Here is a 13451-nt window from a genome sequence, read left to right on the forward strand (position 1 = left end):
GCATCCTAATGTCGTCTACAGGTCCCCTGAGACGGGTTCCAGCCAGATGGCAGCTGCGGGTGGCAGTGCCAGCGTGGCCGAGGCCGGGCGGCCGTGCCACGGGTTCGCCGAGGCGATCACTTCGCCCAGATTCCCGACCCCGCTGCCGTGGTACTGCAGCGCGTCGGTGTTGATGACCTCACGCCAGCGACCGGTCAGCGGCAACCCAACCCGGTAGCTGCTGTGCTCTACGCCCGCGAAATTGAAGATGCATGCCAACACCGAACCGTCATCACCGAAGCGCAGGAAGCTCAGCACGTTGTTCGCCGAGTCGTTGGCATCGATCCACGAATACCCTTGGGGTGCGGTGTCTTGTGACCACAACGCACGACGTTGTTGGTACGCGGAATTCAGATCGGCCGTCAGCGCCCCGATTCCCGATGAGTACCCATCTTCGCCCAGTTGGAACCAGTCGACACCACGCTCATCGGACCATTCGGCCCGCTGGCCGAACTCCTGACCCATGAACAGCAGCTGCTTGCCGGGGTGTGCCCACATGTAGGCCAGCAGACAGCGCAGCCCGGCAGCCTTGGCGTGGTCGTCACCCGGGATCCGGGTCCACAGCGTGCCCTTACCGTGCACCACCTCGTCATGGCTGATGGGCAGTACGAAGTTCTCGCTGAAGGCGTACAGCATGGAGAAGGTCATCTCATGGTGATGGAAGCTGCGGTGAATGGGATCACGCCCGAGGTAGCCCAGGGTGTCGTGCATCCATCCCATGTTCCATTTCATGGAAAAGCCAAGGCCGCCCAGGCTGGTCGCACGGGTAACGCCCGGCCACGACGTGGATTCCTCGGCCACCGTGACGATCCCGGGATGCAGCTTGTGCACCGTGGCGTTCATCTCCTGCAGGAACTGCACCGCTTCCAGGTTTTCGCGACCACCGTGAATGTTGGGTGTCCACCCGCCCGCGGGGCGTGAATAGTCGAGGTAGAGCATCGACGCGACGGCATCCACGCGCAGGCCGTCGATATGGAATTGATCGAGCCAGAACAGGGCATTGGCGACCAGGAAGTTGCGTACCTCGGGGCGTCCGAAGTCGAAAACATATGTGCCCCAGTCCAACTGTTCGGCGCGATGCGGATCGGCGTGCTCATACAGGGGCGTCCCGTCGAAACGCGCCAGCGCCCACGCGTCCTTGGGAAAGTGCGCGGGCACCCAGTCGACGATGACGCCGATTCCGGCGCGGTGCAGGGCATCGACCAGGTACCGAAAGTCATCGGGCGTGCCGAGTCGCGAGGTCGGAGCGTAGTACGAGGTCACCTGGTAGCCCCAGGATCCACCGAAGGGATGCTCGGCCACGGGTAGCAGCTCGACGTGAGTGAACCCCTGAGCGAGTATGTATTCGGTGAGTTCGCGGGCCAGTTGGCGGTAGGAGAGCCCGGGCCGCCACGACGCCAGATGCACCTCGTAGGTGCTCATCGGCTCGAACACCGGATTGCGAGTGCCGCGCCGGGACATCCATTCGCCGTCCTCCCAGGAATACGAGGAGGCGGCGACCCGCGACGCGGTGGCCGGGGGCAACTCGGTGGCGAACGCGAAGGGATCGGCCCGATCGGTCACTGACCCATCGACGCCGTGCACGCGGAACTTGTACAGGGTGCCGAGCGTCATACCCGGCCAGAACAGTTCCCAGACTCCGGAGGATCCCAGGGTTCGCATGGGGGCATCGTTGCCGTTCCACCCGTTGAAATCGCCGATCACCGAGACTCCGTGCGCGTTGGGAGCCCACACCGCAAAGGAGATCCCGCTCACTTCGCCGTCCGCGGTGACGAATGAGCGCGGATGCGCGCCAAGGATTTCCCAGAGCCGCTCGTGGCGGCCCTCGTTGAACAGATGCAGGTCCACTTCGCCGAGCGTGGGCAGGAATCGATATGCGTCGGCGATGACAAACGAGGTGCCGTCGTAGTCGACGTCGAGGCGATAGTCGAGGAGGTTCAGGAAGGGCAACGCCACCACGAACAATCCCGACTCCAGGTGGGTCATCGGGTGAAGTTCCTCGCCCACCACCGCGGCGACCGCAGTTGCGCCAGGTTTGAACGCACGAATGACGGTGTGCCCCTTACCGCCCGGGTTCGGATACTCGTGCGCGCCGAGAATCGAATGCGGGTTGTGATGGGTTCCCGCCACCAATCTGGCGATATCGGCGGCGTCTGGCTTCGCGAAGGTTGCGGGTGTGGTCATGGGCGGAACACCAGATGTGCGCGGGCCGGTTCTCGAACCTGCGGCAGGTTGAGAATGTGGGCTACGGTTTTGGACGGGTCGAGTCGCACGTAGTTGGCCTGCCCCCAGCGATACTGCTCACCAGTGAGTTCGTCACGCACCCAGAAGGTCTCGTGCCAGTCCAGGCCGAGCGCGGGCAGATCGAGCCAGATGGTGCCGTCCTCGGGGCCGAAGGGGTTGAGATTTACGATGACCAGGACGGCGTCGCCGGTTATCGGGTCGAACTTGGAATACGCGAGCAGAGCGTCGTTTTCGACATGATGGAAGGTGATGTTGCGCAGCTGATGCAGGGCGGGATGTAGTCGGCGGATCTCGTTCAGCCGAGTAATGAACGGCTCCAATGATTCGCCACGCGTGACGGCGCCCTTGTAGTCGCGAGGGCGCAGCTGGTACTTCTCCGAGTCCAGGTATTCCTCGCTGCCCTCGTGCAGTGGAACATGTTCGTAAAGTTCGTATCCGGAGTACACGCCCCAGGTGGGGCTCAACGTGCCGGCGAGGACGGCGCGGATGGCGAACATGCCCGGTCCGCCGTGTTGGAGGCTGGCATGCAAGATGTCCGGCGTGTTGACGAAGAGATTCGGGCGCGCCACATCCGCCTGTGCGGCAATCTCTCTGCCGAAGTCGGCGATCTCGGATTTTGCGGTGCGCCAGGTGAAGTAGGTGTACGACTGGGTGAAGCCGAGCCGGGCCAGGCCGTAGAGCCGGGCCGGGCGGGTGAACGCCTCGGAGAGGAATAGGACGTCGGGATCGGCCGCCTTGACCTCACCGATCAGCCACTGCCAGAAGTCGGGCGGCTTGGTATGCGGATTATCTACCCGAAATATCTTGACACCGTGGGCAATCCAGTGCTGCACCACGCGCAGCACCTCGGTGTATAGGCCCGCTGGATCGGTGTCAAAGTTCAGGGGATAGATGTCCTGGTATTTCTTCGGAGGGTTTTCCGCGTAGGCGATGGTGCCGTCGGGGAGCTCGGTGAACCACTCGGGATGCGCGCCCACCCAGGGATGATCTGGCGCGCACTGCAACGCCAAGTCCAGTGCCACTTCCAGGCCCAGCTTGCCTGCCGTGGACACGAATCGGTCAAAATCCCTGAGCGTTCCGAGCTCGGGGTGGATCGCGTCGTGGCCGCCCGCGGCGCTGCCGATGGCCCACGGTGAACCGACCTCACCAGGCTCGGCGATCGGATTATTGTTGCGGCCCTTGCGATTTATCTCACCGATCGGATGAATCGGCGGTAGGTACACCACATCGAATCCCATGGCGGCGACCCGTGCCAGGTCGGTGGTCGCCGTCGCCAGAGTGCCGTGCATGGGTCGTCCGTCCGGCCCCACTCCACCGGTGGAACGCGGGAACAGCTCGTACCAGGAGCCGTACAGCGCACGGGTGCGATCGACCCAGACGCCGTACTGGGTCCCGCGAGTGAGCAGGTCGCGCAGCGGGAACTCGGCGAGTAGCGCCTGCGCCTCATCGGAGAGCGCGTGTTGAAACCGTGCACCTGGATCGTCCTGGGTGCGCAGCGCTTCCGCCGAGTCCAGGAGGGGCTTGCGGCGCTTGCGCGGCACTCCGGACGCCGCACGCTCGAACAGTCGCGCGCCGATCTCCAGATCGTTGGCCAATTCCGCGGCACCCTGCCCGGCCTCCAGTTTGGCCTCGACGTTGTGACGCCAGGTCGCGATCGGGTCACCCCATCCGTCGACCCGGAAGGTCCACAGCCCCTCCCGGTCCGGGACGAAACTGGCGTGGAAACGGTCGAGTGCGCCGCCCGGCCGCATCTGGACATGCAGCGGTTTGATGCGCGTCGCGCTCGTGTCCTTGTCGCGGGGAGCCGAGATGCGGCGCAGCGGGCCCTCCGCGAGCTGCGGATAGCTGGGGCCCAGGCACCGCACCACCAGGGTCGCGGCGACCGCCTCGTGACCTTCCCGCCATACGGTCGCCGCCACGGGCACGACCTCACCCACGACGGCTTTCGCCGGATAGCGTCCTCCCGAGATCGCGGGGGCGACATCGTCGATGCCTATGCGTCCGGTCACCACGTCCACCGTAGTAGACGGCCTATCTCGCCGCCGGGCATGCGCTCCACCGAAATCTCAGTAAGGTTCTGAAGGGTGAAAGCCCTACGTCGATTCACGGTTCGTGCCCATCTTCCGGAGCGGTTGGCGGCGCTGGGCGAGTTATCGAACAACCTGCGCTGGTCATGGCATCAGCCCACCCTGGATCTCTTCGCCGATATCGACCACGAACTGTGGGACCAGACCAACCACGATCCGGTCGCGGTGCTGGGGTCGGTCCCGGCGCAACGGCTCGACGAACTGGCGGCCGACGACGGCTTTGTCGACAGGGTGGCTGCCCTGGCGGGTGATTTGCATGACTATCTGAACCGGCCGATGTGGTACCAGCGCCAGCTGGAGCGAACCAGCGACGACCCCGCAGAGGCCGCCGAGAGCACCGTTCTGCCGACCGCGATCGCCTACTTCTCGATGGAGTTCGGCGTCTCCGAGGTGCTGCCGAACTACTCCGGCGGTTTGGGGATCCTGGCCGGCGATCACCTCAAGGCTGCCTCCGACCTGGGTCTGCCGCTCATTGCGGTGGGACTGCACTACCGGTCGGGATACTTCCGGCAGTCGTTGACCGCCGACGGCTGGCAGACCGAGCAGTATCCGTTGATCGATCCGGCCGGACTGCCGCTGCGGCTGCTGGCGCATGAAGATGGCACCCCGATCCTGATCACGGTGCCGATGCCACAGGACAGGGTGCTCTCCGCACGCATCTGGGTTGCGCAGGTGGGCCGGATTCCGTTGCTGCTCTTGGACTCAGATATCGCCGAAAACGATCGGGAACTGCGCTATGTCACCGACCGGCTGTATGGCGGTGACCAGGACCACCGCATCAAGCAGGAGATCCTGGCCGGCATCGGTGGTGTGCGCGCCATTCGTGCGTATGTCGCCTCCGCAGGCGTGTCGGCTCCGGAGGTGTTCCACACCAACGAGGGGCATGCCGGGTTCCTGGGGCTGGAGCGCATCCGTGAGTACGTCGGGCAGCACGGGCTGGATGTCGAAACGGCCTTGACGGTGGTGCGGTCCAGCACCGTGTTCACCACGCACACACCGGTTCCCGCGGGTATCGACCGATTCCCCGTGGACTTGGTGCGTCGGTACTTCGGGGAATCCGGTGATTCCACGCTGCTGCCCGGGGTGCCGGTGGACCGCATCATCGCCCTGGGGGCAGAGGACGATCCGTCCACGTTCAACATGGCTCACATGGGGCTGCGCCTGGCGCAGCGCGCCAACGGCGTATCGCTGCTGCACGGCCAGGTGAGCCGGTCGATGTTCAACGGATTGTGGCCGTCATTCGATGCCGCGGAGGTCCCGATCGGGTCGATCACCAATGGCGTGCACGCGCCCACGTGGGCGGCGCCGCAGTGGTTGGAGTTGGGGCAGCAGCTCGTCGGCGCCGAGGCGTTCAACGATGCCAGCGGATGGGACCGCATCCACGAGGTGGATCCCGGACACATCTGGTGGATCCGGTCGCAGCTGCGAGAGCAGCTGATACAGGACGTGCGGCGGCGGATACGTGCATCGTGGCTGCAGCGGGGTGCTGCCGAGGCCGAATTGGGCTGGGTGGACACTGCCTTCGACCCTGGCGTGCTGACCATCGGCTTCGCGCGTCGCGTCCCGACGTACAAGCGGCTCACCCTGATGCTGCGCAACCCGGAACGGTTGCGTGAGCTACTGCTCGACGAGAAGCAGCCGGTACAGCTCATCGTGGCAGGCAAGTCGCATCCCGCCGACGATGGCGGCAAGGGCCTCATCCAGCAGATCGTCAAATTCGCCGACCAGGCCGATGTGCGACACCGGATCACCTTCCTGCCCGATTACGACATGTCGATGGCCCGCTACCTGTACTTCGGTTGCGACGTGTGGCTGAACAATCCGCTGCGCCCGCTGGAGGCGTGCGGGACCTCCGGGATGAAGAGTGCGCTCAACGGTGGGCTCAACCTGTCCATCCGCGATGGCTGGTGGGACGAGTGGTACGACGGCGAAAACGGCTGGGAGATACCGACGGCCGACGGGGTCACCGACGATACGCGACGCGACGACCTGGAGGCCGCCGCGCTGTACGAGCTGCTGGCGCAGAAGGTTGCGCCCAAGTTCTACGAACGCGATGAACACGGCACCCCGCAGCGTTGGGTGGAGATGGTTCGCCACACGCTGGAGAAGTTGGGTCCCAAGGTGTTGGCATCCAGGATGGTTCGTGATTACACGGTGGGCTACTACGCTCCTGCGGCAAAATCGCTGCGCGCCACCGTCGGTCCCGATGATTCGTTTACCCCGGCCAAGGAGCTGGCGCGCTATCGGGAGCGGGTGCAGCAGGTGTGGCCGTCGCTGGTCATCACCGACGTCGACAGTTCGGGCCTGCCGGACACGCCGCTGTTGGGGTCTCCGTTGACGCTCACCGCGTCGGTTCAGCTTTCCGGGCTGGCACCGACGGAGGTTGCGGTGCAGGCCGTGATCGGTCGAGTTGACTTGGACGACAAGCTCTCTGATTCGGAGATCGTCCCGATGACGCACACGGGTAGCCGTGATGGTGGGGTGGAGACGTTCTCCACCACGACCACATTGCCGGTCTCCGGATCTGTGGGCTACACGGTGCGGGTGCTTCCGCACCATCCGCTGTTGGCCGGCGATAGCGAGCTGGGCCTCTCGGTGTTGGCCGCCAGCGACTTGGAGCACTAGGAGCGATCAGCCGTAGCGCGTGAGGCAGCGGTCCGTCGATCCAGCCACTCCGTCGCGGAAGGCATCGATCCGGGAGAAGCCGGCCGGGATGGTGGTTCCGTTGACATCGCTGGCCACGACGCCATTGGTCAGTAGGCCCGACACGGCCTCGTCAAGATCCCCGGCGGTGAGCACCATCGGGTTCGGTTCCCGGGTTGGCGTCGTGGGTTTGGCCATGGCCGCCGATGCGACACCAGTCAGACAGGCGCTGCGTAGCGCGCTCTGCCCGTTGTCCAGCGGCAGGCCATGTTGCTTCTCGATCGCCAATGCATAGCGGGAAATGACCATCGAGTAGGCGGTGAAGTCGCCCGTTATCTGCCCCTGATCGTGGGTGGGCCGGGCCAGATCGGTCAGTCGCGGTAGATCGAGGGCCACGGTATTGGAATCCGGGCAGTACACCGCGGCTGCGGACCGCGTCCGATGGCCGGGCTCGTCACATGCGGCCCCCGACACCGACAGTCGCGGCGGTGATGTGTTCCCCGTAGGCGTGTACACCGCTCGGAGCACCATCATCAGGGTGCGCAAGGTGTCGATGGAGACGGGCGTGTCTCCCGATGCGCCGGGCGGCAAGTTCTCCGGGAGCCCGCCGCGACGCTTGGCAATCTCGGCCATATCGATCCGGGTGCATTCGGCTGCGCCGTCAACGAATCCGCGCTGGAACGCCGATACCCGCTCGAATGCGGATCCGTGCGCATCGAGGGCACCGCCTGCCTCGACGGGGTCGTCCCGGAAGGCGATGAGCGCCGCGATGACCTTGTTGAGACCATCGCCCGTGCTCAGCGTGAAACGCGGCGAGCTGCCCTGCGCCACCCACCGCAGGTATGTTCCGGCGAGACAATCGGCCATCTGCTCACCGACCAGGGTCTGCGTGTGAGGGTCAACCATCTCCGATTGGTGCGCGACGGCATGTCCGTACTCGTGGGCCAGCGTCATGGGTACCGCCATGGGTCCGAACATCCGCACCAGCCTGCGCAACAGCGCGCCGCGGTCCCACCCAAGGCTGTTCTGCCTGATGCAGTACCCGGCGTTGTCGAAGCCGATCGTCGGGTTGTTGCAGAAGTCAGTTGTACTGGGGCTCTCGCTATTCCAGGACACTAGTGATTCGACCGGATGCAATGTGGCCCAGAAGGTCTTGGGATATGCCTCCTGCCAGAAGTCTTCGATGTCGGCGACCGCGCTGACCGCAAGCCGGTCCATCTCGCCGTCGTCGGTGCCACGCACGGCCCTGTCGGCCGGTTTGGGATTCGGGCGTAACCCGGACGGGCCGTCGACGGCAGGGAGCCCGGCGACTTGGTAGGCATTGCCGAGCTGCGAAACCGGTGCGCCATCAACAGCATTCGCGCAAGCGGATAACACGAGGAGCAGCAGGGCGCAGCAGGTCAGGATCCCCGTCGGGTTGCGGAACCACCTGACCGGAAGCGACATGGCCATCTCTCTGTCGGGGCTATTCCCGTGTGCGGGAGCCCCCTCCAGCATAAGTCGCGGTGTGCTTGGTCACGAGCCGTTGCAGCGCCGCGGTCACCACCGACAAATCGTGTGTCGACCAGAACGGTGGCAGCGATGCTCGGAGAAATCCGCCGTAACCCGCCGTCGCCATTCGCGAATCGAGCACCGCGACAACGCCTCTGTCCTGCGCGCTACGTAGTAGTCGGCCGGTTCCCTGTGCCAGCAGCAGCGCCGCCTGCGTGCCCGCCACCGCCATGAACCCATTGCCTCCGCGCGCGCTGATCGCTCGTTGTCGGGCCGCCCGGAGCGGATCATCAGGTCGGGGGAATGGGATGCGGTCGATGAGAACGAGCGATAAGGAGGGGCCGGGTACGTCCACGCCCTGCCACAGCGACAGGGTGCCGAACAGTGAGGTTTCGGGCGCTGCACTGAATTGTTCGACCAGAACCGACGTCGCGTCGTCACCCTGGCACAGCACCGGGGTGTCGAGCCTGCTACGCATCTCTTCGGACGCTTCCTTGGCGGCGCGCATCGAGGAAAACAGTCCCAGCGTGCGTCCCCCTGCCGCGCGGATCAGCGTCTCGATCTCATCAAGTGCCGCCGCACCGACGCCGTCACGTCCCGGGGCGGGAAGGTGCCGCGCGAGGTAAAGAATGGCGGACTTCTCATGCTGAAAGGGGGACCCGACATCGATGCCATGCCAGGTGGTCTTGGCCTCGGTGCCAGAGTCTGCGCTGGGTTCGCGGGCGGGCAGGCCCCAGGAGGCGGCCATGGTGTCGAACTTCCCCCCGAGAGCCAGGGTGGCAGAGGTGAGGATGACGGTGCGTTGTCCGAACAGTCGGGTGCGCAGCAGCCCTGCCACCGACAGCGGGGCAACTCGCAGGACTGGGCGCACCGAGCCCCGGTTGTCCTCATGATCGAGCCAGACCACGTTGGGGCGTGCCGTGATGTCCGGTTCGCCCCAGCATGCCAGTGCTAAGGAAGCGGCATCGACGATATCGTCCAGTGCGGCAACCGCTTCCGTACGCGCCGCGGCGGTGGCGGGGTCGGTCGACTGCCCTGTGGGTATCTCGGTGCGCGCCGCGGCCGCGGCATCGCGCAGCGCAGTCAGATAGGTGACGGTTTCCTCATCCGCGCGGTCGATGGTGCCGGGCCTGCTGTCGTGGATCAGTGAGGAGAACGTTGCCGAGCTGGCTTCGAACCGGCTCGCCGTCTCGGGTGATACCAGTCGGCCGATGCGGCGGATGGTGACGGTGAGGCCGACTGCCGAGAGTTCTTGGGTAGCAACGCTTGTTACTCGGTCAACGAGGTCGTGTGCCTCATCGACGATGACCGCGTCATGCTCGGGCAGGATGTTTATGTCAGCGATGGCATCGATGGCGAGCAGCGCGTGATTGGTGACCACCACATCCGACTGTCCCGCGTCGAGCCGGGCCAGCTCGGCAAAACACTCGGTGCCGAACGGGCACCGCGTGGCGCCGAGGCATTCGCGCGCCGACACGCTGACCTGTGACCAGGAACGATCGGGCACCCCGGGCTTGAGCTCATCGCGATCCCCGGTCTTGGTCGTATCTGCCCAGTCATTGAGCCGCTGTACATCGCGCCCGAGCGCGCTGGCCGCGAAGGGCTCGAACAGCGTGTCGGGCGCTTCCTGATCGGAAGCGGCTCCATTGTGCAATTTGTTGAGGCACAGGTAATTTCCCCGGCCTTTGAGGATTGCGAATGTCGGCTTGCGGGACAGTGAGGGTGCCAACGCTTCGGCTAATCGGGGCAGATCCCGATCCACGAGCTGACGTTGCAGCGCGATGGTGGCCGTGGAGACTACGACCGGGGATGACTCCTCGATGGCGTGGGCAAGGGCAGGCACCAGGTATGCCAGGGACTTGCCGGTGCCGGTGCCGGCCTGGACCACCAGGTGTTCGCCGCTGTGTAGGGAGTGTTCGACGGCGGTGGCCATCGTGAGCTGTCCGGTGCGTTCAGTTCCGCCAAGCGCTGTGACGGCGGTGGCGAGCAGACCCGTGGATACGGATGCGCCGCTCGATTTCTCGTTCAGCGGATCACCTCGACGCCGGCGTCCCGGAGCTCATCCAGGGCACGATTCATCGATTCTTCGTCAATGCCAACGGAATACTCGGTGAGCACACGGACATGCAGCCCCTGACGAGCCGCGTCGCGAGCGGTGGCGGCCATGCAGTATTCGGTGGCGATCCCCACCACGTCGACGCTGTGCAGATCTCGGGTCCGCAGCCACGACGCCATTGCCGTGCCATCGGTGCCGACGCCCTCGAAACCCGAATAGGCGGCGGAATAGGTGCCTTTGGAGAACACCGCGTCAACGGGGCTGAGATCAAGGTCCGGATGGAAGTCGGCGCCGGGTGTGCCGACCCGGCAGTGCGGCGGCCAGCTTGTCGCGAAGTCGGGCGTCTCGGAGAAGTGATCACCGGGGTCGACGTGAAAGTCGCGAGTCGCCACCACCGCGTCGTATGCGCCGGATGTGGTGAGGTTGTTGATCGTCCGAGCGAGCGCGGCACCACCGGGCACGGGTAACGAGCCTCCTTCGCAGAAGTCATTCTGCACGTCGACGACGATAAGTGCCCTGCCCATGGATTGACGGTACCCGGCCCGTGCTCAGTCGAAGATCGACGACACCTGGCGGCCCATGCGTGAGATGTAGTCAATGAGCTCGTCACGGCTGATGCCCAGATCTCCGCGTAGATAGTCGATGATGGCGCCCGAGGCAGCACCGACAAGCGATACCGACAGAAATCGGCGGCGTCCTGGGTCGCCGACGTCCACCAGCGCCTTCTCCGCGAGGGAGGCGAACGCCATCGAACCCGCGAATCCGACGCTGCCGAGTGTCGGCTCGGTGAAAGGGGCCAGCATCATGATGCGGCCGTACTCCGGGTTGTCGACGGTCGCCCCGATGAAGGTCTCCACCGCACGGGTTTCCAAATCGTCGCCATCGGCGGGGAATTCGGTGACCACACGCATCACGGATTCGAGGACGTCTTGGTACACCGCACGGACGAAGTCGTCTCGATCACCGAACTCCTCGTAGAAGTTGCGTTCGGAGACACCGGAAGACCTGCATACGGTGCGGATGGTCAGCGCCGGGCCGTCGACGGCGCCGAGCGCCGCGATGCCCGCGTCGAGCAGCGCGCGTCGACGCGTCGCCCGACGCTCTTCGGGAGTGGTTCCCGCCCATTGCCTTCTGGCTGCCATATGTCCTCCGGGCCAGAATTATCCCACCAGTCGGGTGGTAATCGCAGGATCCCCGTGGGAAAGGCCCAGCCCTTCCCACGGCAGGCTCAGTAATCCCGCGCGTACACGGCCCCTGGCGTCTTCGAGCGAGTCGGTGGTGATGGGCGTGCCGCCGCGCACCAGTGGGGCGGTCAGTGTCCGGTGCGGCTCTTTCAGCGTCGGCAGGCCGGTGGCTGCCCGGTACACCACTTCCTCGGTGATAGTGCCGGTCGGCCTGGCGGTGCGCAGGGCGCATTTGTGGCCGCCGTGGGATTCCTTATGGCTGCTGCGTTTTGCCACGGAGATGCCGTCGATCTCGACGAGCTTGTAGACCATGCCGGCCGTCGGGAATCCGGAGCCGGTCACCACCGAAGTACCCACCCCGTAGATGTCGACGGGTTCGGCGCGCAGTGCCGCGATGGAGTACTCGTCGAGGTCTCCGGAGACGACAATGCGGGTTCGGTGCGCACCGAGGGCGTCGAGTTGTGCTCGAACCTGCCGGGCCAGCATGCCCAGATCGCCGGAATCGATGCGTACCGCCCCGAGCTCGGGGCCCGCGACGGCGATCGCGTTCTCGACCCCGCTGGTGATGTCGTAGGTGTCCACCAGCAAGGTGGTCGACACACCCAGCGCCTCCACCTGTGCACGAAATGCCTCGCGTTCGGCCTCGCCGGGGCTCATCCCGTCCCTTGCGTGGAGCAGGGTGAATGCATGTGCGGCGGTGCCGCGGGCGGGCACGCCGTAACGGCGCTGCGCCTCCAGATTGGACGTGGATTCGAACCCCGCGAGATAGGCCGCGCGGGCGCAGGCCACCGCGGCCAGCTCGTGCGTGCGCCGCGACCCCATCTCGATGAGCGGACGCCCTCCGGCCGCCGACACCATTCGGGCGGCGGCGGAGGCGATGGCACTGTCGTGGTTCAGAATCGACAGTGTCAGGGTTTCGAGGATGACGCATTCAGCGAAGGTTCCCCGCACCGTCAGTACCGGGGATCCCGGGAAGTAGAGCTCACCCTCCGGGTAGCCGTCGATGTCGCCACCGAATCGGTACGCGGCGAGGTAGTGGAGTGCGTCCTCGTCCAAGAAATCGGACAAAGAATCCAATTCTTCGGATCCGAATCGGAACTCGGCAAGCGCTTCGAGCAATCGAGCGGTACCGGCGACCACGCCGTACCGGCGGCCGTCCGGCAACCTTCTGGCGAACACTTCGAACGTGGCTTCGCGCCCCGCGGTGCCGTCACGCAGTGCTGCGGCGAGCATGGTGAGCTCGTACTTGTCGGTGAGCAATGACGTGCACGGGTGCGTCATGTGCGCCACGTTAGCGGGATACCTGGGCGCGTGACCGGCTCCGACAGGCTTCGGGGGACGGCGGAACTCCGAACTTCATGCTGACAGAGTTGGCGGTCCCGGTATTCTGGGGCCATGGGTGCGCCGGCGCGAGCCTTGCCAGGGACTACTGCGGAGAGGTCTGTCGAACATGTCGACCAGACCCAGTCGCCGTGGGTCACCATTGTCTGGGACGACCCGGTGAACCTGATGAACTATGTCGCCTATGTGTTCCAGCAGCTGTTCGGCTATAGCGAGAGCGAGGCAACCAACCTCATGCTGCAGGTTCACCATGAGGGTAAGGCTGTGGTGTCGTGCGGGGCTCGCGAGTCGATGGAGATCGATGTCAGCAAGCTGCACGCCGCCGGTCTGTGGGCCACTCTGCAGCAGGATCGCTGAGTCGCTGAT

At 65.1% G+C, this 13451-nt stretch carries 9 protein-coding genes; 2 read left to right on the top strand and 7 right to left on the bottom strand.

Translation table 11 applies throughout. From position 1 onward, the window contains the following. Positions 1–15: 15 nt before the first annotated feature. Entirely contained in the window at positions 16–2223 is a 2208-nt protein-coding gene (gene glgB / locus DSM43276_RS06655; RefSeq protein ID WP_078328826.1) for a 1,4-alpha-glucan branching protein GlgB, read from the bottom strand. Further along, a complete protein-coding gene (locus DSM43276_RS06660) occupies positions 2220–4292 on the bottom strand; it encodes an alpha-1,4-glucan--maltose-1-phosphate maltosyltransferase (RefSeq protein WP_078328842.1) in 2073 nt (690 codons plus the stop codon). The genes glgB and DSM43276_RS06660 overlap by 4 nt, the downstream gene beginning before the upstream one ends. Positions 4293–4367: 75 nt before the next feature. Here DSM43276_RS06660 and glgP point away from each other — a divergent pair, with 75 nt between their 5' ends. Continuing rightward, positions 4368–6995, top strand: coding sequence for an alpha-glucan family phosphorylase (gene glgP / locus DSM43276_RS06665; RefSeq protein WP_078328827.1), 2628 nt, complete (start codon positions 4368–4370; stop codon positions 6993–6995). 6 nt (positions 6996–7001) lie between these two features. Here glgP and DSM43276_RS06670 read toward each other — a convergent pair whose 3' ends face one another. Genes DSM43276_RS06670 through DSM43276_RS06690 form a run of 5 tightly spaced genes read right to left on the bottom strand, consistent with a single transcriptional unit; the run spans position 7002 to position 13025 of the window. Beyond that, the gene (locus DSM43276_RS06670) at positions 7002–8459 is read right to left on the bottom strand and encodes a neutral zinc metallopeptidase (RefSeq protein ID WP_078328843.1); all 1458 of its coding nucleotides are present in this window, start codon (positions 8457–8459) and stop codon (positions 7002–7004) included. 19 nt (positions 8460–8478) lie between these two features. Then, positions 8479–10533, bottom strand: coding sequence for an ATP-dependent DNA helicase (locus DSM43276_RS06675; RefSeq protein ID WP_078328828.1), 2055 nt, complete (start codon positions 10531–10533; stop codon positions 8479–8481). Then, on the bottom strand, positions 10530–11084 hold the full coding sequence (locus DSM43276_RS06680; RefSeq protein WP_078328829.1) for an isochorismatase family protein: 555 nt from the start codon (positions 11082–11084) through the stop codon (positions 10530–10532). The genes DSM43276_RS06675 and DSM43276_RS06680 overlap by 4 nt, the downstream gene beginning before the upstream one ends. Positions 11085–11108: 24 nt before the next feature. After that, the gene (locus DSM43276_RS06685; protein ID WP_078328830.1) at positions 11109–11702 is read right to left on the bottom strand and encodes a TetR/AcrR family transcriptional regulator; all 594 of its coding nucleotides are present in this window, start codon (positions 11700–11702) and stop codon (positions 11109–11111) included. A gap of 18 nt (positions 11703–11720) precedes the next feature. Next, positions 11721–13025 carry a nicotinate phosphoribosyltransferase gene (locus DSM43276_RS06690; RefSeq protein WP_078328844.1) on the bottom strand — a complete coding sequence of 435 codons (1305 nt, stop codon included), beginning with the start codon at positions 13023–13025 and terminating at the stop codon, positions 11721–11723. Between the two features lie 114 nt (positions 13026–13139). On the opposite strand from DSM43276_RS06690, the gene clpS reads away from it, so the two are divergent. Further along, positions 13140–13442 (top strand): ATP-dependent Clp protease adapter ClpS, encoded by a 303-nt coding sequence (gene clpS / locus DSM43276_RS06695; RefSeq protein WP_078289020.1) that lies wholly within the window; start codon positions 13140–13142, stop codon positions 13440–13442. The last annotated feature ends 9 nt before the right edge of the window (positions 13443–13451 follow it).

Origin of the sequence: Mycobacteroides salmoniphilum (assembly GCF_004924335.1) — a bacterium.
GTDB lineage: Bacteria > Actinomycetota > Actinomycetes > Mycobacteriales > Mycobacteriaceae > Mycobacterium > Mycobacterium salmoniphilum.